The sequence below is a fragment of the Micromonospora sp. AKA38 genome, assembly GCF_027925725.1.
Taxonomy (GTDB): domain Bacteria; phylum Actinomycetota; class Actinomycetes; order Mycobacteriales; family Micromonosporaceae; genus Micromonospora.
Window position 1 is genome coordinate 256609 of the sequence record NZ_BNEI01000004.1, and the last position, 23563, is coordinate 280171.

Consider the following 23563-nt stretch of genomic DNA (forward strand, 5'->3'; position numbering starts at 1 on the left):
GCGGGCGGCGTCGGTCCGCAGGTCGTGGTGGCGGTCCGGCTCGTCCTCGGCGGCCGCGGTCCGTTCCCACTGGATGAGGACGCGGGCCATGAGCTGGTGCGAGACCTTGAGGTCACCGCCGACCCACCGGGCGACGATGTCCAGGAGTTGTTCGTCGTCGAGGGGGACGTCGCCCCGGGCGTAGTGCTCCAGGGCGTCCGGCTCGGACAGCAGGTAGATCATCGGCTCGACGTCGGTGATCGGGCGGGCGACCGGCGGATAGTTGCTGTTGGGCAGCAGCTTGGCGCGTTTGGTCTTGCCGATGCGCAGGTCGTAGCGGACCTTCGCGCGGAACGCGTAGGCGCGCTGGAAGTTGAGCTCCAGCGACTCGCGACCGCCGGTCTGCTTCGTCGACCGGGAGCGGCTCCGACCCCACCGCATCGTGTGGGTCAGCGACGCGCTCACCCCGGTCACGTTCGACCGGCCGGGATCCCCGCCGGCGCCGAGGTCGAGCGGCGTCACCGCGACGCCGCTCCGGCGGCTGCTCGACTGGCCGGCCTGGGTCAGCGAGAGCTTGATCAGACCCAGCACGTAGGGGTCGCTGGTCGCGCCCACGAACTGGGAGGCGCCGAGATCGGCCTTGAGCGACACGGTCCGGTGCTTGTCGCGCCAGAACTTCGACGTGAAGAACGTGTCGGTGGTGTAGCGGCCCCGGGCCACCTCGGGGAAGTGGGAGAGGACCTGGGCGTGGTTGAGGAACGTCGAGATCTCCTCGTCGGCCGTGCCGCCGGGCTTGGCCATCCGCTGCATCCGGCCACGCGCGGTGGTCAGGAGGCCGGTCACGTCCAGATAGGAGACGGCGGCGTTGTCGAGCACCGCGACCGGGGTGTCCTTCCGGCCGGTGGCGGCCCGCTCCGGGCCGTGCGCCGGCTTCGTGTTGAAGGCGGGGACGACGCGGACCGTCGCGGTGCTCGGGATCGGGGGCAGGGGTGTCGGCAGGCGACGGGTGTCGACCGACCGGCCGAGGGCGCGTTTCACGAGCTGCTTCCACGACCACTGGCGGTCGTGCTCGATGACCACCCCGTACTGGGTCGTCACCTCGAACTCGGTCAGCTCGCCCTGGTACTCCATCAGGCGGGGCATGTTGCTGACCTGGTTGACCGACTCGTCGCCGCCGACACCCCGGTCCCACTCCACACCGATGCCGGCTCCCTGCAGTTGCCGGCCGGTCTTGGTGGGCAGGAACCGCAGCTTCGTGCCGGCCGCGAAGCCCTGCCCGCCGCCGGCCGAGGAGCCGCCGGAGTCGAGCCCCATCTCCAGGTTGACGATGTGCCGCTCGCTGGTGCGGCGGGGATCGGAGGTCGGGTCGACGGGGACCGTCAGGCCGCGCTCGTCCTGGACCTCCCGCGGGCGGGCCTCGATCGTCACGCGCGCCGAACGGACGCCGAAGGTGGTGAACCACCCGGTGTGCCGCTTCCGCACGGTGATCGAGAATCCGCCCTGGTGGACACCGTCGAAGTTCGACTCCAGCGCGGCGGTGGAGATGAGCTTGCGCAGCAGCACCCCGTTGTTGACCTGGCTGTCCCGCTTGCGGCTGAACCAGGAGCGGCGTTCGAAGGCCGCGTCGGGGTCGCGTACCACGTAGCCGAACCTGGCGAGTTCCCGTTCGACCCGGTCGACCAGTCTGTCGACGAGTTGCGGGTCCACCTCGACGATGCCCTTGCCGATGCCCCGGCCCCGGCGCGCGTGCTCCGGCACGGTGGGTGGCGCCGCGTCGGCGACCGCCGGGGGCGCCTCCGGTGTGGGCGCCGCTTCCGGCTTCGACGGTGGTTCGATGCCGTACGCGACGGCGTCGGCGGTGGGCACCCGGACCATCGCCCGGCCCCTGATCTCGAGCGGCTGGTAGGTAGCGCCCGGATGGTCGTGCCGGGTGCGCGGCCGCATCCCCCGTACCGCCGTGCCGGTCTTGACCAGCACGTTGCGGCGCCGGCGCACCTGCACCGTGGCCTGGTGGTCGAACTCCATCTGGTATGCCGAGGTGAAGCTGGCGTAGCGCGAGACGAGGACCCACAGGCCGAGCCGCCCGGCGGAGTTGCCGTTCCGGTTGGACCAGCTCCACCGCGCGTACGGCAGCTTCACCGCGAACCTGAGCTTCGGCACCCGCGCGACGAGGAACTCCAGGCTCGGCTCGATGCTGGCGTCGTTGGTGACCGACGACCCGTTGGTCGTACCGGAGATGGCGGTCCGCACCTCCTCGACGTGCGCCTTGTCGCTGGGCGCGCTCACCGGGCGGCCCTCGCCGACCCGCCGGGTGCGGATCCGCACGTCGGCGACGACCCGGCCGTTCTCCACGAGGGTGAACGCGTAGCCGCGGTACCGGTTGACCGCCTTGTCGAGGTGGGTGTCCAGGTTGGAGACGCGGTGCCAGACGTCGGAGCGCAGCGGGTGTCCGAGGGGGATCGGTCCGCGTTCCCGCTCCAGTTGCCGGACGATGTCGTCGGCGAGCAGGTGCAGGCTGGTGAGCCCGGAGGCGTAGAAGACCTTCGGCAGACGCCGGTCGGCGCCGAGGGGCGCGCGCGCGTTCGGCCGGATCGTGGTGGCCAGTCGGGCGGCCCGGCCGGGCTCGGCCCGCTCCAGATACTTCTCCGGCAGGGCGAGGGTCAGCCGTTCGGCGGCGTCGAGCGTGGACGTGGGCAGGTCGGCCCAGCGCTGGGTCGCCTGGTGGCGCACCTGCAGGTGGTACCGCGCGGCGGCGGAGATGAGGGCGGCGTCCTCGCGGGTGTCCTCGACCCGGCCGACCTCGGCGTCGCGCACCGTGCCGGTGGACCGGTTGACGAGGTTGCGGACGAACCGCACCGCGGCGCCGATCCGCACCGAGAGCAGCAGGTGCGGCACGCCGAACGCGAATCCGGGTGAGCCGCCGAAGCGGAACCAACTGACCGGGCCGGAGTGGCTCTCGCTGTGCGCGCCGACCTGGAAGGTGCCGTGGATGGTCTCGGTGGCGCGCACCTGAGCGGCCCGTCCGGCCGGCGCGGGCGGCGGGCCCGGCTCCCCGTCCGGCCGCCCCGCGCCGGCCCCGGCCCGGTCGGCGGTGGTCGGCCCGGGTGCGGACTCCTGGCGGGGGTCGGTCAACTCCAGGCGTACCCGCACCTCCACGTTGCCGATGAAGACGACCATCCCGTCGCCGACCAGATGCCGGTAGTTGTTGCCCAGCACGCCGCGGATCCGGTCCCGGGCGGTGGCGTCCTCGGGGACCCCGTGCTGCCGGGCATACCTGATGAGCCGGCCGGTGAGCCGGTCGAGGTCGGGCACCGCGTGGGCCGGGATCCCCGCGGCGTACGCGATCGGATGGAGCTGTCCGTCGCCGACCGGGACGGCGGCGGGTGTCGGTGGAAGCGTCGGGTTGACCGCCCGCCGGTGGTGGTCCCAGGAGTCGGCGATGGCGACGTGCACGGTGACCGTGCCGACGTGCGGGGCTCCGCCGCCCGGCGTCGGCCGGCCGCCCGGCGCCAGTCGCCGCAGCGTACGCCGGAACCTGCCGCCGCGACCCCGGTCCGACGCCGTCGCCGCCGGCCGGTGCCGGAAGAGGACGATGGGCGGGTCGCCGCCGGTGGCCCGGGAGAGTTCCTGCCGGACCCGTTGTTCGAGCGTGTCGGCCAGCCACTGCGCCCGCCGACGCCCCAGCCCGGTCGGCGCGCGCCCGAGGAGTCGCGGGGGGCCGTCGCCGTGGCCCTCGATCGTGACGATGACCGGAGCGCCCTCGGGCGGCCGGTGGGCGGCCGTGCGGACCACCCGGTCGGCGATGCTCCCGGCCAGCTCGCCCAGGTCGACGTCGTCCGCGAGCGTCTCGTGACGGCCGGGAACGAACCGCAGCGTGACGGGCGGATCGGTGACCGCGGCCGGGGCGGCCGGCTCCGCCGGGGACGCGACCGGCGTGGTCGGGGTGGTTGCCGGTGCCGGGGGTGCCGGGGGCGGTGCGACGGAGGCGTGGAAGGCGGCGTGGCCGGTGCCGGCCTGAGCGTGGCGGTAGAGCCGGATCGGGACGCCTGTCGCGCCGGCCGGGGAGAACGACCGGGCGCGGGTGCCGTCGTCCACGACGACCGGCCGTCCGAGCAGCACCGCGACGAGCATCGGCCCGACGTCGGGCTGGTCGTGCGGCGTGTCGGGGCGCAGCAGGTCCGCCAGTGTGGCGCGCAGGGCGGCGTCGTCACCGGCCGGCACGACGGCCGCCGCCGCCCGGATCTCCGCGAGTTGGGCCGCGGTGAGCTGAGCGATCCGGGGGACGAGGAGATCGTGCAGGTCCGCCACGACGTCGGTGAGCGCGGTGGTGCTGATCACGCGCCGCTGCTGGGCCCGTTCGTCGCGCAGCCGGGTCAGGTCGGCCCGCACCACCTCGTTCTGGAACGCCTGCTCGTCGACGTTGTCGAGTTCGCCGTAGAGGACGGCGGCCAGCAGGTGGTTGCCGTCGCCCAGCAGCAGGGCACGGTCCTCGGTCCGCAACCGCTCCGGTTCCACAGGTGTCGGCGAGCCGGCGGGGCGGCGGAAGGGGAGGCGGATCGGGTCGGGCGGCGGTGTCGGCTCCTCCGTGGGCGCCGGTCGATCTGCTATCGACCCACGGCGCTCCGCCGGCAGATCCGGAGGAATTCCGCCTCCGTCGGTAGCTCGGAGCCCAGGTGATCCCGCGCGATCAGCGCTGCCTCCGGCCGACTCACCGACCGGCTCCACCCGGTGTGGTGACGGCCGAACAGCAGCGGCGCCGCTGCCTCCGGTGCGTAGACCCACCGACGCCGCGGCACGTGCCAGATCACCGCCTGGAGCGGACCCGGCCAGAGCCGTACCGCGATCAGTCCCGTCGGCGTCGGCGCCGCCGGTGGTGTCACCGCGTGATATTCGAGCTGGTCCGGTGTCATAGCGTTCCCGTTCCTCCGCGGTGAAGATCTCGGTCATGCTCAGACCGTGCGCGACGACCACGTCGGACAGGGTCTGGCCCTCCCGCTCCAACTGGCCGAGGTACGTCTGCCACAACCCGGGACTCCGGTCGATGAATCGCGCGAAGCTCCGGGACCGGCCCGACGGCAGCCCGTCGAGATCCGTGGGAAGAGGCCGGCCGTGGTCGCGCTGGATGCGCAGCATCTCCAGGAAGGCGTCCACCCGTTCGGACATCGGGGCCGTCCCGCGACGGGCCACCTCGTAGAACGGGTGGGTGATCGTGGCCGCCCGCCAGGACGACTCGGTGGGGAACTGCACCTCCAGCGGATCGCCCTGCCGGTTCCGCACGATCACCCGCAGCCCGCACCAGTCGTTGCCCGGCACCCAGAAGTTCTTGACGTCCTCGTCGCCCCGGACGGTGTAGTCGCGTCGCGCCAGCTCGGCCAGCACCTCGCGCACCGTGGTGGCGTACCCGACCGGCGAGACCTGGACGGCGAATCGCGCGCCGTCCTGGTTGCCGGCCAGGAACGCCTCGGCGGTGACGCCCGTGGTGACCCGCCGCGTCTGGTACTTGCGGGCCAGCGACGCGAGGGACTTGGTGCGGTTGCCGGTGCCGACGAGGTGGGCCCGCTGCCCGCCGGGGTCGATCACCCGCAGCGCGTCACGCATGATCGGAAGCGCCTCGTTCGCCCGGCCGCGCGCGGCTCGGACCCCTTCCTCGAGGACCCGCCGATCGTCGCCGGACAGGTCGTCGTCGAGCCCGCGCTCGTCCTCCGGAGGCTCCGGCGACGGCTGACGCTCCGGCGACGCGACGGGTGCCGGCGGTGCGGTCGGCGGCGGTGCGACCGGCGGTGGCGTGGCGGATGCCGGCGGTGCGACGGGTGGCGGCGGTTCGGCGGTGACTGTCACCGGCCGCTTCTCCGCCGTGTCGGCCCGGGACTGCTCGGGCTCTTCCGGCCGGATCGCCGGCGCGGCTTCGGCGGGACGCCGGGCGGCCGGGTCGCGGGACAGGCTGCGGGCGCGGTTCGCCGGGGAGCCGCCGCCCCGGTCCGTCTGCGACCGCTGTCCGGTCAGGACGCTCATCAGCAGCGGCAGGGCACCGAGGGTGTCGGCGGCCTCCGGACGGCGGCGGGTGGACCGGACCGTCAGGTGGTGGGAGTTGTCCGGCAGCCCGAGTTCCGCCGGAGACGGCAGATCGGCCAGGGTGAGACCGTGGTCGAGGACGACGTCCAGGAACGACCGGTCGGCCCGCTCCAGTCCGCGCAGATACGACCGCCACTCGTCCCCCCGCGCCCGGACGAGTTCCGCGAGCCCCTTCTCCCGGCTCTTCGGCAGACCGGTGAGCGGATGAGGGAGATCCCGGTTCAGGCCGTTGTCCCGGTTGAGTCGCAGCAGGCTCAGGTAGGCGCTCACCCGCTCCGGCATCGGCGCCGTCTTCAGCCGGACGACCTCGTGGAAGCGCCTGGCCTGCTTGGCGGTCCGCCACGAGGCCGCCGTGGGGAACTCCACCTCGATCAGCCGGCCGCGGTAGCGCAACGTCGTGGTCAGCCCGAACCACCGGCCGCCGGGCCACCAGAACGGCACCATGTCGGCGTCGTCGCGACGTTCGTACCCCTCGGCCTCGAGGCGGGTGAGCACCGCGTGGACCGCCGAGCTGTACCCGACGCTGGGCACGCGGACCGAGAACCTGACGGAATCCTTGTTGGTGGCGAGGAACGTCGCGAGGTCGATGTGCTCCCGCAGATTCCGGTCGCGGAACTTGCGAGCCAGGGACGACACCGTCTTGGCACGATGCTGGACGCCGACCAGGGTGACGTCGATGCCGGACGCCCGGACGGCGTCGGTCACCCGCCGCATCACCGTCAGCGTCTGGTCCGCCCGTTCCTTGGCCACCTGGGCCGCGTCGAAGAGCGCCTCCTGGTCGGCGGGGGCGAGGCTCTGGATCAGTTCCCGCTCGACCCGGCGGGCGTCGAACGCCCGCCCGCCTCGCCGCCGCCCGGCGGTTGTCGCGCGTTCCGCGGGGGCGGTGGCCGGTGGCGGGAGCGGCGTCTCGGACCGGTGCGGAGAGTCGGGGGGCAGATGAAGCCGCTCCCGATCGACGAGCGTGGCCAGGCTGAGCCCGTGCTCGGCGACGACGTCGGCGAAGGTCCGGCCGGCCACCAGCAGACCGTCGAGATACTGCTGCCACGGACCGGTGCCCGGACCGACGAGCGCGGGCAGTCCGTTGTTCACGGGGTCGGGGAACAGCCTCGTCGCGCGGTTCAACCCCAACTCGTCGTTGATCCGCAGCATGCTGAGCACGGCGGAGACCCGGGCCGACAGGGGTGCCGATGCCAGGCGGTTCACCCGGTGGAACTCGCGGGTGAGCTGAAACGAACGCCACGACTGTTCGGTGTGGATCTGGAGTTCCCAGGGCCGTCCGTCCGGGCCGCGCATCGGGATCGTCGCCCCGAACCGGGTGTTTCCGGGACGCCAGTGGTCGAAGATGCCGTCGTCGTCGTCAGCGGTGTTGTGCCCGAGGCGGCGCAGCGCGCTCAACACCTCGAAGAGGAGCATCTCGTGTCGATCGGCGGGGGCCAGCACCGAGAAGCGGACGGTGTCCTCGTTCTGCGTGAGGAACTGCTCCAGGGAGATGTCCTCTCGCTGTCTCAGCTCGGCGTACTGCTGCGCCAGGCGATGCGGCGACTTGGTGGCCTCAGCCGGCTCGGCCAGCGTCAGGCCGTAGCTGGAGGCGTTGTTGAGGTCGTGCACCGCCCGGCCGACGGCGCGTGAGACCGTCATGGCGCGCGCGCGGGCCCTGGCGACCGTCCGCTCGATCATCCTCCGCTCGGCTGCGGTGAGGCTGGACCTGAGGTCACGTTCGACGGCCCCCACGTCGAACGTCGCCGGGTCCGGTGGCCGTTCGGCGCCGGTTCGGGGACTGCCGGTGCCGGGTGCCGGCCGCGCGGCAGACGGTTGCCCGAGAGGCGGAAGCGGGCGCGCGGGAGGTGGCTCGGGCGGGATGGTCGGGCCGCCCCCGCCGGTGCCCGACCCGGACGCGGCACCGGTTCCGGCCCGTCGGTGGGCGACGCGGGAGAGGCGGATCGCCTCCGAGATCTCCGCCTCGTCGAAGTCGTCGTCGCGGATCGGCAGATCATCGGCGGCGGGGTCGGCCGTCTCCGCGCCCCGTTGCGCCCACGGCACTCGACCCTTGCCCTTGTCCTGCCGGGGCCGTGCTGCCGTCACCGGGCTCGACCCAGCGGTGGTCGGGCTGCCCGAGCCCTCAGGCGGCGGGCCGGAGACGTCACCCTCACGCTCGGAAGCCTGCTCGACGACCAGGTGCAGGCTTCGGCGGAAGCGCTGAAGGACGCTCTGCTGGGTCTCCTGGGCGGGAGCTTCGGGGGCCAGCCGACGGGTCAGGCGCGAACGCGGTGAGTCGGGGGGCGAGTTCGGCCCCGTCGGTGGGGAGTCGGGCGCGGGCCGGCCAGGCGTCTGCGGTCGGGAGAACAAGCCACTCAACCGGCTCGGTGGGCCCGGCGGCGAGTCGGGCAGCGGCCGGGATCGCCCGTCCGGGGAACCGACCGGAACCGGACGGGTGGCACGCGCGCTCGGTGCCGGGTCGCTGACGTGCTCCCGGAGAGGCGTGGCGGTCGCGGACCGGGCGATCCCCTCCGGCCCCTCGACCGGAGCGTCACCGGGCGGGTGGTCCTTCTGCCGTGGGAGCATGCCCGCGGCGACCGGGCCGACCGGCGCGTCCAGCAGCCCGCGGGCGTGGACGTCCGACCGCTCGCCCCCGATGTCCACCGCCCGGCCGTCCGGACCGAGCACGAGGATCTCCGACTCCGGCGAGCGGAGCTGCCCGGACCAGAACATGGTGTGCGGCCCGTCCACCCGGGCGTCGTGATCGAACAAGCCCGGCTGCTGCGGGTCCACCCATCGCAGCGTCACCGTCGGCCCGCGACCGTCCGCGACGACCCAGTAGACGTGCGCGCGGTCCCGCTGCGGCCGGGCGACCACAAGCGCCATCGCGCCCGGCTTGTCCGCCAGGTAGGCCAGCACCCGGGCGCCGTCGTGGGTGGTGGCGGTGTCGCCGCCGAGCGTCCGGAGCAGGTCGGCGGTGTCGGCGACGGATGGTCCCCGCCGGCCGGCGTCGACGAGGCCGGTGCCGGCCAGGCCGGTGCGGGGGCCCGGATTCGACCGGCGGCCGTGCACCTTCGCGAACACGTCCCAGGCCAGTGGCACGCAGTCCAGGCCGGGGTCGCCGGTGGCGCCGGGCCGCTGCTCGCGCCGGCGGAGCCAGTCGTCGAGCACGGACATCCGGGCCGCCGGGTCCGCCGCCACGGCACGGTCCCACGGGGGTACGCGGTCCGGCGCGCCCCCCGTGGCCGGCGCCGTGCCGGGCGTCGCGGGCGTGCCGATGTCGGCGGGTGCCAGCGGTTGCGGGACCTGCGCGTATTCCCCCGGCACGACCCGGTCGGGCCCGGTGCCGGCCGTGCCGGGCGCGGTCTTCTCGGTGCCCGGCCCGGTGGACGCGTCGCCCGCGTTCTGGCTGGCCGTGCCGCCCGGTCCGGTGGCCGTGCCGCCCGGGCTGTGGCCGGCCGTCCCCGGGGCGGTCGCGGCGGAGCCCGCGGGCTGGCCGGCGGACGTGGGCGTGCCGGACGTGGCCGGCCCGCCGGCCGGGCCGACCGATGCGGAGGTGCCGGGCGCGAGCGGGGTGGCGGGTATCGGCGCGTCGGCGCGCGCCTGCTCGGCGTCCGCCCGGCCGGTGTCCACGCCCGACGCCGGGCCGCCGTCGAACGCGTCGGGGCCCGACGCGGCGTCGAGGAGGTCGCGGACCGACGAGGTGTCGGAGAAGTCGGACAATGAGGAGGTGTCGGAGAAGTCGATGTCATCGAACGTCTGGCGTGCCGACCGCGGATCGTCGAACGGCGAGTCCGCGTAGGGCGAGGTGTCCGACTGTGTCGCGGTGTCCGGCGCCGACCGACCCGGGGCCGCCTCGCCGGCCGTGGCGCCCGGTTGGGCCCGATCCCCGCCCGCGGCGTTGTCACCGGTGCCAGTGCCAGTGCCCGTGCCTGCACCTGCGCCCGTGCCTGCACCTGCGCCCGTGCCTGCACCTGTGCCCGTGCCTGCCCCTGCCCCGGCACCTGTGCCTGTGCCTGTGCCTGTGCCTGTGCCTGTGCCTGTGCCTGGGACGGTGCCGGAGGCGGTCCGGTCCGGCGTGGCGTCCGCGCCGGTCGTGCTCGTCGGGTCGACTGGACGGGCCGTGTCGGGCAGTGCGGTCGGTTCCGCCGCCGTGTCGACGGCCGTGGGATCGACCGTCGCCGGGCTCGCGTCGTCGCGCTTGCGGTCGGGGGAGGGGTTGTTCGGGTAGAACCGGTCGTGCAGGGCCGTGCCGGCCGATCCGGCGCCCGAGTCGAGCGTGCCGCTGATGGCGCCCGAGGTGGCCGCGGCGGCGCTGACGCTGAACCCCTGGCCGTTGGCAGTGGAGACGGTACCCCCGGCGATCACCTCGATGGCGACCGAGGCGGCGACCTCGGTGACGAACTCCCCGGTGTGCTGGCGCACCTGCTGCGGGCGGGTGGGCGGGGCGGTGCCGGCCCGCACCGGGACGTCGCGCCCGACGGGAACCGGCACGGGTGGCGGCGGCGGGACCGGACCGGGAGCGGGGGTGGGACGCGGGGGAGGCGGCGCGGGGACCGGCTTCGGGGTGGGGTGCGGGGTCGGGACCGGTGGGGTCGGGACGTCGGTGAGTTGCCGGGGCCGGACGGGAACCCGGTTCAGGAGCGCGCCGATGTTGCCGAAGGCGGGGCCGAGCACGGCGACGACGAGACCGGCGATGGTCCCGTCCCGGACCGCCTGCCAGAACTGCGCCTGGTCGAACGTCCGGCGTGTGCCGAGCCGCATCTGGATCCGCTGGATGATGGCGTCCATCAGCGCCTCGGTCAGCGCCTCCGTGGCGACGGCGCCCAGCGCCGCCAGCATCAGGCGGCTGAACAGCAGCCTGATGACGAAGCGGAAGATGGCGATGCGGGCGGCGAGCCAGGCCATCGCCATCCCGGGATTGATGAAGGCCGCCGCGAAGGCCCAGACGAACTCGATGAACATCTGGACCGTCGACCCGAGGATCATGAACTTCTGGTACTGGGTCCGCATCGCGGCGTTCTCGGTGGTGGCGCTGGCGTTGTGCAGGTGCGCCGCCGTGTTGCTCACATAGCCGGGCGTGCGGACGTAGTCCTGCATGCTGGCCACGAAGGCCCGTTGCGTCTCGCCCCCCACGCCCTCCTGGACCCGGCGTACGGCGCCGGCCAGCTTCGGCTCGGCCGCCTCGACGAGATCGGCCGCCGTCTTCAGCTCCCGGGCCAGCCGGCGCATCTTCTCCGCGCTGGCGCCGGGGAACTTCTGGTCGGTCAGCCAGTAGAGGAAGTTGGCGAGCCGGTCCGGGATCTCAATCTCCACGGCCGGCCCCTCCGTCGATCGGGGCCGGCGTCGAGGTGACGCCGGCCGTCATGGACGCGTTCCGCCGAAGGAGGCGACGTCCGTGTTCAGTTCCTCGACCGCGCCGAGCAACTGGTTGAGCGCGGTCACCTGGTCGGCGTCGCCCGCGGACAGGTCCCGCAGCCCGTACAACAGCATGCGGATCTGCTCGACCTGGGCGGCCAGGCCCTCGTTGAGGATCTGGTCGGATGCGTCGCGGATCGTGGTCGCGACCGGCAGGCAGTCGTCGACCGCGGCGTTGAGCGTGTCGATGACGTTCTGCATGTGCCTGACGAACGGCGCGAACGACTCACTGCGCAGCAGTTCGGTGTCGGCGTGCAGCGGCGGGGTCGGCATGCGTCAGCCCCGCTCCGCGTCCGGCACGCCGGGCAGGTCGGGGACCTGCCGCATCGCCTGGCTGATCATCTCGTCGATGTCGGCGGTCCCGTTGATCATGTCCATGATCGGCAGGGACTGGGGGAGGACCGCCGAGAACATCGACGCGACCTCGGCGACCGCCTGCCGGCGTGCCTCCGCGATGGTCTCCACCAGCAGCTCGCTCAACTCCCGCGGGGGCATCGAGCGGTACCCGCGCGAGTGGAACGTGATGTCGACGACCTCGCCCTGGGCGTCGACGACGACGGACAGCGCCCGGTTCCGGGACCGGACCGTGATCCTCCTGTCCGCCATGTCGTGCTGCACCCGGGTGATGGCCTGCTGGCTCTGCTCCAGCTCGGTGTAGGCCCGATCGATCTCGTCATGCCAGGAACCGGACATGCTGTTTCGCCTTTCCTCTCGACTAGCGGTTTCCGCGCCCGCGTGACGGCTCGTGGCCCGGCTGCGGCGTGCGGGGCGGTGCGGGCGTGCGGGTGGGCCGGCTGGCCGGCTCGGGTTCGAGCTCCTCCCGCCCGATGACGGCGACGGTGACGTCCGGATCGGTGCCCCAGACCTCTTCCTCCTCGGCCAGCCAGGTGCTGCGCTCGCGCTCCTTCTCGTTCTGGTTGCCGCCGCCCCCGCCGCCCATGGGCGGCATGAACGGCATGCCGCCCATGGCGCCCATGCCGGCGCCGGCCGCGCCGGTCGAGCCGTCCGCGCCCGGCGTGGCGTACGCGGCGGCGCCGGGCAGCGCGGCGAGGTTCTCGCCGCCGGAGGCCACCGAGCCGGCGCCCAGCGTCCCCGGTGGCAGGCTGCCCAGCCCGGCCGCGGCGTAGCCCGCCGGAGGCGTCCCCAGGGGACCGAGGGCGAAGCCGCTCGGCTGCCCCGGTGTCCGGATGCCGCTGGAGCCGAGGTCGCCCAGTTCCGAGCCGCTCGACCCGAGGTCGCCGGGATCGACAGTGGCCGGGGTGCCTCCGGAGAGCCCACCTCCGACGGTGTCGTCGTCGAAGCCGGAGCCCGAGGCGCCGGCGCCGCTGCCGGAGCCACCGCCGACGCTGCCGACGCTGCCGCCGGCGCCCAGTCGGCCCGGCAGCCCGCCGCCGCCCGCCATGCCGCCGCCGACCAGGGCCGGACCGCCCGTGCCACCGCCGGTCTCCCCGCCGGACGCGCCGACCCCACCGGCGCCGTCGAGGCCACCGCCGGGACCGCCCGCGCCGTCGAAGCCGCCGGAGCCGCCGCCGGCGCTGTCGAAACCACCGGACCCGCCGTCGAAGCCGCCGCCGGCGCCACCGAACTCGCCCGCTCCGCCGGGACCGCCCGCGCCGCTGATGCCGCCCGAGTCACCACCGAACTGCGTACCGCTGCCGCCGCCCGGCGGGGGGATGGCGGCGTTCGAGACGCCGCCGCCGCTCCCCCCGGGTGGTGGGGTGGCGCCGTCGAAGCCGCCGCTGCCGCCGGGCGGCGGGATCGAGCCGCCGGAGCCCCCGCTCCCGCCGGGTGGTGGGGTGGCGCCGTCGAAGCCCGGTGGCGGGGGCCCGTCGAGGCCGGGCGGCGTGTTGCCGTTGCCGGACCTTGGGTACGGCACGTGCGGCAGGGCGATGACGCCCCGCCCGAACGCCGCGATCAGGTCGTTGTAGCTCTTGATGAGCAGCCGGGTCGCGGTCTGCGAGGCAGTGTCCAGCTCGTCGTAGCGGCTCTGCCACTCCCGCTTCAGGTCGTTGTTCAGGCGTACCCACTCGGACTGTTTGATGACGTCGTAGGTGGCGTTGCCGGCCTTGCCGAGGATCGAACCGAAGTTCAACGTCCAGGTCTCCTGCCGGTCGCCGGTCGCCGCCGACCTGTCGACGTTCGCGTCCGCCGCGTCGACCTGGCGCTCCATCTCCTTGAGCAGCGCGTCGACGAGGGTGTTCGGGTCGTGGTGCTGATACGCCGTGTAGGCGCTCCACGCGTCCTTGAGGCGCTGCCGGAACCGGTCGATCTCGGTCGCGGTCAGGTCGAGCACGTGCGGCCAGCCGGTGTCCACGTAGTGGTTGTAGTTGAGCTCGAACCGGCCGCTGATGTTCTCGGCGAGGCGTTGCATGCCGAGCGCCATGTCGTGCATCGCCCAGGCGAAGACGTCGGCGGCGGAGCCGTCGAACGACCCTCCGGCGTGGACCTCGTCGTACATCGCCCGGAGCCGGGCCTGGCCGGGGCCGGTCAGATAGGTGTGCACGTTGCGGAAGCGGGTGGCGACGTCGCGGAACATCGCCGGGTCGAGGTACTGGTTGGTGTCGATCCCGTCGATGATCGCCCGGCTCGCGTCGATCAGCGTCTTGGCCTGGCGTGCCGGCGAGTTGTCGCCGCCCTCGTAGAAGTAGACCGTGGCGCGGATGAGCTGGAAGTTGGCCATGTCGTTGTAGGCGCGGTACCGGTAGATCGTGATCTTGTTCCAGTCGTTCCCGTTGGGCATCCAGTGCTCCCACGGGCGCTGGTAGTCCTGTTCCGTGGCCGCCGAGGTCTCCCAGAACGACATGTCGAGGCCGAGCCAGGTGGGGGTGCTGACGCGGGACGAGTCGATGTCCTTGTCGGTGCCGAGAACGACCCGCATCGACTCGTCCCAGTCCATCGGCTGTGTCATCTGATCCCCTCAACTTCGACCGGCGGCGTACGTCCGGGTCGTCGGCCCGTACGGCACCGCCGCCCAGCGCGATGGCGTGCTGGGGCGGCGATGCCGGCGGGAGTAGTGGCTACTTGCCGGGCGTCGGCGAGGTGTTCCATGCCGGCGCGTTGGCGAGGAACTCCTGCGCCTGGTGGCCGTTCATGCCCTCGGTGTCGTTCGTGATGGCCATGAAGTTGGTCAGCTGGGCAGCCCGGTTGGTGGCCGTGTCGCGGATCTCCGTGAGCCGGGCGCTCAGGTTCGCGCCGACGCCGGAGACCGCCTTCTGGACCTGGTTGCCGAGCGAGAAGCTGCTGTGCCCGGGCTTGAGGCTGATCCCGGCGATGTCACCTCCCGGCGAGGCGGTGACCTCCTCGGAGATCAGGGTGTTGGAGCTCGCCGCCCGGGTGAGATAGGCGTCGTCGGTGGTGATCGGCATCGCGGCCCCTCCTAGACGTTTCCGCCGAACAGCGCCGCTCCCTGACTGTCCGCGATGTGGTAGTTCTCCCGGATGCTGTCGATGGCGGTGGCGCCGCTTCCGAGCGACGCCTGCATCTTCGCCAGCCCCTGGTGCCAGGTCTGCTGCGCCTGCTGGTACGCCGTGGCGGCGCCGCCGGCGTTGTTGGCGATGAACTGGTTGACGTACCCCTCGAGGGTGGTCAGCGAGTTGTCGATGGCCCGGGTGACACCGCGCAACTCCTCACCGGAGTCCAGCAGGCCGTTCGGGTTCAGGGAATAGGTCGCCATCTGCTCTTCCTCTCGTCAGTTGGTGTACCAGCGGGCGTTCTGGGCGGCCTCGTCCTCGACGTTGGACGAGATGTTCAGGTGCTGGGTCATCGCGGTGCGCAGCATCTCGAGCCCGCGCCGGACGTCGTTCAGGCCGGTCCGCCACTCGGCGAGCGAGTTGCGGTACTGGGTGGCGGCGTCGCCGCTCCAGGGCACCGACGAGCTGACCGCGTCGACCGACTGGTCGGCGGCGTTCACGTCGGCCATGGTGGTTTCGAAGGCGCTGAGCGTCTGGGTGATGGTGGCCTGATCCACCTGGTTCAGCGGTGAGGTCACGGTGTTCCTCCTACATCGGTGGTGGTGGACGGGGTGCCGGCCGGGCCGGCGGATCCTCGGGGTGTCACCTCCTCGCCGCCGCCGAGTCCAGGACCGGCCCGGTCGGCAGCAGGGACAGCAGGTTGGCCGGCACGACCCGGGCCGCCTCGACGGTGAAGCCGAGCGCCCGGACCACGTCGGCGCCGGCGACCGGGAACTTCACCCCGGCGTCGGTGACCAGGAAGTAGCTCGTCCCGTTCAGTTGCCCGGCGCGGCCCTGCCGGACCAGCCCACCCACCCCCGGCGCCACCGACACCGAGGTGGCGGTCTGCTCGGTCCGGTTCACCCCCGGCGTGTCCCCGGAGGCGGTGACCGTCGGGACCGCCCGCGCGGTCACCCGGGCCGGCCGGTCCGTCGTGGACCACTGCACGCACCAGGTGTCGCCGGCCGCCGGGCTCGCCTGGACCGGCGGTCGCGGCGGGAGGCCGGCCGGCAGCGCCGGCTGCTTCGACACCGGTAGCTGGCCGAGTGCCCCGGCGCTGAGGTCCACCGGACGTACCGTCGAACCCGGGTACGCCGCGGCGGTCGCCGGGTCGCCGAGCACCAGCGCGAGCGCGGTCTCGGCGAGCGGGCTCAGCCCGTCGCGCAGCAGCAGGAAGTAGCGGTCGGCGGTGCCGACGACGCGGGCCACGAAGACCTGACCGATCCGGGTGGGTCGCCCGTCGACGACCGGTCCGACGGCGCCCCGCCCGGCGACCGGCACCGGGGCGACGTCCGGGCCGGGGGGAAGCTGGTTGAGCCAGTTCGCCGTGACCACCGGGGCCGCGGGGTAGCCGAGCACCCGCGGGATCCATGGCCGGGTCAGCGTGAAGCGCTGCCCGTCCCAGATCAGGAACAGCTGCCCGCCCGGCGAGGTCACCACGAAGCCGCCGTCCGCACCGAGCGGGGTTCCGCCGGCGCCCGGGGCGAGGGTCAGCAGCGTGCCGGCGCGCGCCGTACCGGTCCGGTCCGTCCCGCCCAGGGCGCAGACACTCCACTGCGCCCCGGCCAGCGCCGCCGGCGCGGGCGGTGAGTCCGGCGCGCCGACGATGCCGATCGGCGTGCCCCGGGGTACGGAGGTCAGCGACGCCGCGGAGACGGTCACCAGGGCGGGCCGCCGGCCGAAGATCAGGGCCGCCGACGTGTAGTTGTGCACCGGCCGGAGCCGGCCGTCGACGAGCACGAACCGGCCGCCCGACTCCTTCTCGACGATCAGCGTGCCTGGCTCCCGCCAGCGGGTGGCGCCACCCGGCTTGAGCAGGCCGTAGACCACGGCCCCGGCGACCACGAGGCAACCGACCAACAGCCCGGCGATCATCCCGGTGAGCAACCGCCGGTGCGGGTTCTCCAGCGCCTCCGGCTCGGCCATCACCAGGGCGGCGGTGAGCCGGCCGGTCATGTACGACTGGGCCTGCACCTGGTCCCGTCTCGACTGCACCGCGCTCAGCCCCCGATCCCACGGGCGAACCGGTACACGTCGAGCACGGCGAGGAGGACCGGCAGGACGGCCGTGGCGGCCAGCGTCTGGAGCAGGTCCCCGAGCCGACCCCAGTACGGGGTGAGCCGGCGATCGGGCATGGTCCGCGCGATGAGCAGCAGCAGGGCGGAACCGAGCGACACGGCGAGCACCGGGGCGGTGACCCGCGCCAACGGGCCGCTGGATGCCACCGCGCCGAGGGCGAGGGTGACCGCGCCGACCGCGGCGGGCGCGAGCTGGGCCAGCCGGTGCCACGCGCTCGTCATCGTCCGGGCGGCCAGGCAGCGGACCAGCGCGACCAGGCCGACCAGGGTGGCCGGCGCCCAGCCCGGGGCGATGCCGACCACGACCACGGCCACCGCCGTCGGGGCGGCGATCCCGGCGTACAGCGCGGTCATCGCCCGGTCCGCGACGGCGGCCTGGGGCAGCAGCGTGCCGCTCGGAATCGGGTCGAGGTCCTCCTGGAGATGCTCCGGCTGCGTGGGCAGCGGCGCCATCCGCAGGCCGGCGAGCCGGAAGGCGACCAGCGGCACCACCATCGTGGCCAGGGTGGCCGCCACCAGCATCGCACCGGCCGCCTGCACCGCGGTCAGGCCGGCGAACGCGGTGAGCGCGGTCGCCCCCGCGGCGAGCAGGCCGGCCACCAGCACGGCCAGCAGTGCCGGCCGGGCGTGCGCCGTCGTCGTCGCGGCGATCCCGGCGACGGCCAGGACGGCCACCGAGGCGGCGAACAGGCCCGGTCCGTCCGGCCGCAGACCGACCACCCCGACCCGCGGGTCGACCGCGAGCAGGCCGGCCAGGCCGGCGTACCCGGCGGCGGCACCGGTGAAGGCGCTGCCGAACGGCCGGTCCCCGACGGCGAACGTGGCCACCAGCGCGCCGACCAGGCAGGCGGCGGCGAGCACGCCGGCCGCGCCCGCCCGGTGGCCGGCGTGGCCGGGCAGCGCGAGCGCCGCGACGCCGGTGGCCGCCAGCAGCACGGTCGCCGCCAGGGCGGCCCACCGGCTCAGCTCCGGCCGCCACCGGCCGGGCCGCTGCTTCATCCCGGTGGCGACGCCGTCGACCATGTCGTCGAAGTCGGCCGGCGGGATCTGCTCGGACCGGGGACGCAGGTGGACCAGGTCGCCGTCGTGCAGGCCCAGCATGGCGACGGTGGAACCCTGGTCGAACGGCGCGGCGCCGAGGCGTTGCAGCACCCAGCCGCCGTGCAGCAGGCCGGTCTCGACCAGGTTCTCGCCCAGGTGCTCGACAAGCACCGGCAGCAGGTCCGACACCACCACGTGCGTCGGTACGGCCACCTCCACCTGGCGGGTGGGCCCGCAGACGGTGAGGCGGCACATCTCACCGGTGGCCGAGACAGTCATGGCCGAATCAACGGATGGGTGCCGGCCGAGTTCATCCGGCGGCGGAAAAATCTGCTCCCGCTGACCCTCCGCCCTCGGATCGTGCGTTGTAGTGCGTGCCGGCGACCCCGTACCGCCGGCATCGGAGGTGAACGGTGAGCACCGTCGTGTTCCGGCGCCCGGCCCGGCGGACCGGGCCGGAGACGCCCGCGGGCGAGATCAGCCTTCAGGAACCGCCGGTGCTGCCCGAGGTCACACCCGGCGGGCTGCGCAGCGTCATGACGATCCTGCCGATGATGCTGATGTCCGGCGTGATGGCGATGATGTTCCTCGGCGGTGGCCGCGGAGTGCTCACCTGGGTGATGGCCGGCATGATGGGCGTCGCCATGGTCGGCATGCTGGTCGGCCAGCTGGCGATGAGCGCCGGGGAGCGCAAGCACCGGATGAGCGGCGACCGCCGCGACTACCTGCGCTACCTGTCGCAGCAGCGCAGGCGCGTCCGCAGGTCCATCGACCAGCAGCGGGAGGCGTCCGACTGGCGGCACCCCGACCCGTCCGCCCTCTGGTCGGTGGCGCTCACCACGCGGCGGTGGGAACGGCGCCCCAGCCACCCGGACTTCCTGGAGGTCCGGGTGGGCACCGGCCGGCAGCGCCTGGCGACCCGGATGGCGCCGCTGCAGACCAAGCCGATCGAGGACCTGGAACCGCTGGCGGCGAAGTCGCTGCGGCGGTTCATCAACGCCTACAACACGGTCGCCGACCTGCCGGTGGCCTTGTTCCTGCCCGGCTTCCACCAGATCCGGATCACCGGCGACCCCGAGCGGTGCCGGGCGGTGGCGCGGGCGCTGGTCGCGCAGGTCGCCACGTTCCACGCGCCCGAGGAGGTCATGATCGCGGTGTGCGTGTCCGACGACGCCACCGAGGCATGGGAGTGGGCGAAGTGGCTGCCGCACCTGCAACACCCCACCGAACAGGACGCGGCGGGTCCGGCCCGGCTGGCGGCTGCCAGCACGGACGCCGTGGAGCGGCTGCTGGGGGAGGACTTCCTGGCCCGGCCCCGGTGGGAGGCGGGCGCCACACCGAGCCGGGACGAGCCGTTCGTGCTGATGGTTTGCGACGGCGGGCGGATCCCCGCCGGCTCCCGCCTGCTGTCCGGTGGTTACCGCAACGCGGTGCTGATCGACCTGGGTACCCCACCGACCACGGTGCCCCGCGGCCTGCTCTGGGCCGACCTCACCGACTCCGGGCTGGAACAGGTCAAGCACGACCAGGTCGGCCGGGAGGTCCGGTCCAACCTGGCCCGGCCGGACGAACTGGCCCCGGCCGAGGCCCGCAGCCTGGCCCGGATCCTCTCGCCGTACCGGCTGAGCATCACCACCGAGCCGGCCGCCGAGGCGCTGACCACCGACTTCGACATCGGTACGCTGCTGGGCGTCGCCGACCTGAGCCACCTGGACCTGACGCATGCCTGGGCCGCCCGCCCGCCCGCCCGCCGGCTGCGGATCCCGATCGGCATCGACGCCGAGGGCGCGCCCGTCGAGCTGGACATCAAGGAGTCGGCCCTGGACGGCATGGGCCCGCACGGGATGCTCATCGGCGCCACCGGCTCCGGCAAGAGCGAGCTGCTGCGCACCATCGTGCTGGGGCTGGCGATGACCCACTCGTCGGAGATCCTCAACTTCGTGCTCGTCGACTTCAAGGGCGGCGCCACCTTCCTCGGCCTGGACCGGCTTCCGCACACCTCCGCCGTGATCACCAACCTCGCCGACGAGGCCGCGCTGGTCGGCCGGATGCGCGAGGCGCTGCACGGCGAGCTGATCCGCCGCCAGGAGCTGCTGCGGCAGGCCGGCGGGTTCACCTCGGTGCTGGAGTACGAGCGGGCCCGGGCCCAGGGGCAGCCGCTGGACGCGCTGCCGACCCTGTTCGTGGTGGTGGACGAGTTCAGCGAGCTGCTGGCCACGCACCGGGACTTCATCGACACCTTCGTGATGATCGGTCGGCTCGGCCGGTCGCTCGCGGTGCACCTGCTGCTGGCCAGCCAGCGTCTGGACGACGGCCGGATCGCCGCGCTGGAGACACACCTGTCGTACCGCATCGGGCTGCGCACCTTCTCCGCCATCGAGTCCCGCACCGCCATCGGCGTACCCGACGCGCACGAGCTGCCGACCCAGCCGGGGAACGGCTTCCTGCGGGCCGACGTGTCGTCGCTGCTCCGGTTCAAGGCGGCCTACGTGTCCGGGGCGCACCGGCCCAAGCACAAGCGGCTCGACCTCGCGGTGGTGCAGCGGCAGGTGGTGGCGTACCGGCTCGGGTACATCCCCGTCGCGGCGACCGAGCCGCCGGAGCAACCGGCGGCGGCCGGACCGGCCGACCCGCCCGACGAGCGCGGCCCGAGCGTGCTCGACGTGGTCGTGGACCAGTTGGTCGACCAGGGCCCACCGGCGCACCAGGTCTGGCTGCCGCCGTTGCAGCAACCACCGACCCTGGACCAGCTCCTGCCGGCGCTGGCGCCCGACCCGGAGGCCGGGTTGCGGGCGGTGGGCTGGCCGGGCAACAGCCTGCTGGTGGTGCCGGTGGGCTTCGTGGACAGGCCGTTCGACCAGGCCCGCGAGTTGCTCGTCGTGGACCTGTCCGGCACCGGCGGCCACCTGGGCATCGCCGGCGGCGCGCAGAGCGGGAAGTCCACCCTGCTGCGCACGCTGATCTGCGCGCTGGCGCTCACCCACAGCCCCCGCGAGGTGCAGTTCTACTGCCTCGACTTCGGCGGCGGCACGCTCGGCACGCTCGCCGACCTGCCGCACGTCGGCAGCGTCGCCAGCCGGCTCGACGCCGACCGGGTCACCCGCACCATCGCCGAGGTGAGCGCGCTGATCGCGGAGCGGGAACGGCGGTTCGCCGCCGAGGGCGTGGACAGCATGGCCGCCTACCGGGCCCGGCGGGCGGCCGGCCTGGACGACGACCCGTACGGCGACGTGTTCCTCGTGGTCGACGGCTGGTTCACGCTGCGTCAGGAGTTCGAGGCGGCGGACGCGGCGGTGCGGCAGATCGTCGCCCGGGGCCTCAACTTCGGCGTCCACCTGCTGCTCACCGCGTCCCGGTGGTCGGAGGTGCACCACGGCATGCGGGACCTGATCGGCAACCGGCTGGAGTTACGCCTCGGCGACCCGGTCGACTCGGCGATCGACCTGCGGGCGGCGGCCACCGTCCCGCACGTGCCCGGGCGCGGGTTGACCGCGCAGAAGGCGCACTTCCTGGCCGCCCTGCCCCGGATCGACGGCGTCGCCGACCCGGCCGGCGTGGCCGACGGCACCCGGGCGCTCGCCGCGGCGGCCCGGGACTTCTGGGACGGCCCGGACGCGCCGCGGGTACGCACCCTGCCGGCGGTGCTGCCGGCGACCGAGCTGCCGGCGGCCGACGGCGACCTCCGGTTGCCGATCGGCATCGACGAGGAGCGGCTGCGGCCGGTGTGGCACGACTTCGAGGAGTTGCCGCACCTCACCGTCCTCGGCGACGCGCAGAGCGGCAAGAGCAACCTGCTGCGGTACGTGGCGGACGCGCTGGTCCGCCGTTACCCGCCACGGGAGGTGCGGATCATGGCGGTGGACTTCCGGCGGGCGCTGTTCGACCGGATCCCCGAGGCGTACCGGCTCGGCTACTCGGTGTCCGTCGACTCCACGAAGGCCACGGTGGCCGAGGCGATCGAGGGCCTGAAGCACCGGATGCCGGGCACCGACGTCTCGCCGGAGCAACTGCGGGCCCGGGACTGGTGGTCGGGTCCCCGGCTGTACCTGCTCGTCGACGACTACGACATGATGGGCGGGCACGAGAGTCCGCTGCTGCGGCTGGTCCCGTACCTGGCGCAGGGCACCGACATCGGGTTCCACATGGTGTTGACCCGGGCGGCCGCGGGCGCGATGCGGATGTCCATGGATCCCCTGGTCCGCCGGCTACAGGAGACGAACAGCCCGGACGTGGTGCTGTCCTGCCCGCCGGGTGAGGGCCCGTTGCTGGGCAACACCAAGCCGAGGATCCTGCCGCCGGGTCGCGCGCTGCTCTGCACCCGCCGGGGGGCGAGGGTCATCCAGACGCCGTACCTGGACCCCGGGACGCCGGCCGGCGGTGTCCCCGCCGGATCCGGACCCCGGCGCCGATCAGCAGCGCCACCGTCGTGATCGCGGCGGCGAGCAGCCCGGAGCGGGCGACCGCCGGATCGGCCGGCGGGGCGGTGGCGACCGGGACGGGGCCCGCGTCGAGCCGGACCGGTCGGGTCGCCGCGCCGGGATCGAGCGCCGTCATAGCGGCGTACGGGTCGACCGTGCCGGCCGGCGCGTAGGGCGTCCGCTCGGCCGTGCTGACCAGCCGGTCCCGGACCTGAGCGGCGGTCAGCTCCGGGTGGTACCCGCGGACCAGCACGGCGGCGCCGGCGACGTGCGCGGCGGCCACCGCCGTCCCGCCGACCGTGTAGTGGCCCGCGCCGGTCGGGCCGGGCACGACCGCGTCCTTCGCCGGGGCCAGCACGTCCAGGCCGCTCGCCGGCGGCGCCAGCACGGTGCCCCGGCCGTTCGCGTCGACCCCACCGACCGCCAGGACCTGCGGGTACGCGGCGGGGTACCACACCGGCGGCGGTTGTCCCGTGGTGGACGCCGGCCCGTCGTCGACCGGCGCGACGACGAGGACGTCGCGCCCGGCGGCCCGGGTCACGGCAGCGCGCAACGCCGGGGTGTCGGCCACCTGGCCGGTGCCGACCAGCACCACGTCCGCGCCCGCGTCCACCGCGGCGTCGATGCCGTCGGCGATGGACGCCGGCGTCGTACGGCGCTGCGGGCCGATGATCCGGAACGGCAGCACGGTGGCCTCGGGGGCCATCCCCACCACGCCCGTGCCGGAGGTGGGCCGGGCGGCCACGATCGCCGCCAACGCCGTACCCCGACCCAGGCAGTCCGACCGGGCGGGGCCGCCGGAGACCACGTCCCGGCCGGGCGCGACGGCGGCGCGCAGGCCGGCGGCGGCGCCGCTGACGCCGGAGTCCAGGACCGCCACCCGGACGCCCCGGCCCTGGCTGAGTGAGCGGGTCAGGTACGGCGCCATCCGGGCGACCGGCCACGGGGTGCGCTCGCCGTACCGGACCGGGGACGGGCCGACGCAGCCGGTCAGCGCGGCGGGCAGGGCGGGCGGGTCCTCGTCGGCGACCGCCGGGGTGACCGCGGTGGCCAGGTGCAGGCCGGCGATCAGCGCCACGGCGGCGCACGACGCGGCGGCACGGGCCACCGGTCGGGACGAGCGGGGCATCGG

Annotated in this window: 11 protein-coding genes (1 of these 11 cut by a window edge); 1 reads left to right on the forward strand and 10 read right to left on the reverse strand. The window is 74.1% G+C overall.

The genetic code is table 11. The annotated features are described in order from the left end of the window. From TPA0908_RS16690 to eccD, 9 genes are all read right to left on the reverse strand, one after another. Positions 1 to 11343: the 5' portion of a WXG100-like domain-containing protein gene (locus TPA0908_RS16690; RefSeq protein ID WP_281938974.1), read on the reverse strand. 16329 nt of this gene lie to the left of the window's left edge; the window shows 11343 of its 27672 coding nt (coding positions 1–11343); it begins with the start codon at positions 11341 to 11343; its stop codon lies beyond the left edge, outside the window. A 48-nt stretch (positions 11344 to 11391) separates the two neighbouring features. Further along, positions 11392 to 11718, reverse strand: a complete 327-nt coding sequence (locus TPA0908_RS16695; protein WP_281938976.1) for a hypothetical protein — start codon at positions 11716 to 11718, stop codon at positions 11392 to 11394. Between the two features lie 3 nt (positions 11719 to 11721). After that, entirely contained in the window at positions 11722 to 12138 is a 417-nt protein-coding gene (locus TPA0908_RS16700) for a YbaB/EbfC family nucleoid-associated protein (RefSeq protein ID WP_281938978.1), read from the reverse strand. 22 nt (positions 12139 to 12160) lie between these two features. After that, the gene (locus TPA0908_RS16705) at positions 12161 to 14353 is read right to left on the reverse strand and encodes a WXG100 family type VII secretion target (protein ID WP_281938980.1); all 2193 of its coding nucleotides are present in this window, start codon (positions 14351 to 14353) and stop codon (positions 12161 to 12163) included. Positions 14354 to 14462: 109 nt separating this feature from the next. Further along, the gene (locus TPA0908_RS16710; protein ID WP_281938982.1) at positions 14463 to 14810 is read right to left on the reverse strand and encodes a hypothetical protein; all 348 of its coding nucleotides are present in this window, start codon (positions 14808 to 14810) and stop codon (positions 14463 to 14465) included. Between the two features lie 11 nt (positions 14811 to 14821). Then, positions 14822 to 15118 carry a WXG100 family type VII secretion target gene (locus TPA0908_RS16715; protein ID WP_107157657.1) on the reverse strand — a complete coding sequence of 99 codons (297 nt, stop codon included), beginning with the start codon at positions 15116 to 15118 and terminating at the stop codon, positions 14822 to 14824. Between the two features lie 15 nt (positions 15119 to 15133). Then, a complete protein-coding gene (locus tag TPA0908_RS16720; protein WP_281938983.1) occupies positions 15134 to 15433 on the reverse strand; it encodes a WXG100 family type VII secretion target in 300 nt (99 codons plus the stop codon). A gap of 64 nt (positions 15434 to 15497) precedes the next feature. Continuing rightward, positions 15498 to 16889 carry a type VII secretion protein EccB gene (gene eccB / locus TPA0908_RS16725; RefSeq protein ID WP_281938985.1) on the reverse strand — a complete coding sequence of 464 codons (1392 nt, stop codon included), beginning with the start codon at positions 16887 to 16889 and terminating at the stop codon, positions 15498 to 15500. A gap of 5 nt (positions 16890 to 16894) precedes the next feature. Then, the gene (gene eccD / locus TPA0908_RS16730; protein WP_281938987.1) at positions 16895 to 18292 is read right to left on the reverse strand and encodes a type VII secretion integral membrane protein EccD; all 1398 of its coding nucleotides are present in this window, start codon (positions 18290 to 18292) and stop codon (positions 16895 to 16897) included. Between the two features lie 134 nt (positions 18293 to 18426). Between eccD and eccCa the strand changes: the two genes are divergently transcribed. After that, positions 18427 to 22443, forward strand: a complete 4017-nt coding sequence (gene eccCa / locus TPA0908_RS16735; protein WP_281938989.1) for a type VII secretion protein EccCa — start codon at positions 18427 to 18429, stop codon at positions 22441 to 22443. Here the strand turns inward: eccCa and TPA0908_RS16740 are convergent. Beyond that, complete coding sequence (locus TPA0908_RS16740; protein ID WP_281938991.1) at positions 22349 to 23560, reverse strand: S8 family serine peptidase; 1212 nt, start codon at positions 23558 to 23560, stop codon at positions 22349 to 22351. The two genes, eccCa and TPA0908_RS16740, sit on opposite strands and share 95 nt — an antisense overlap. Positions 23561 to 23563: the final 3 nt, after the last annotated feature.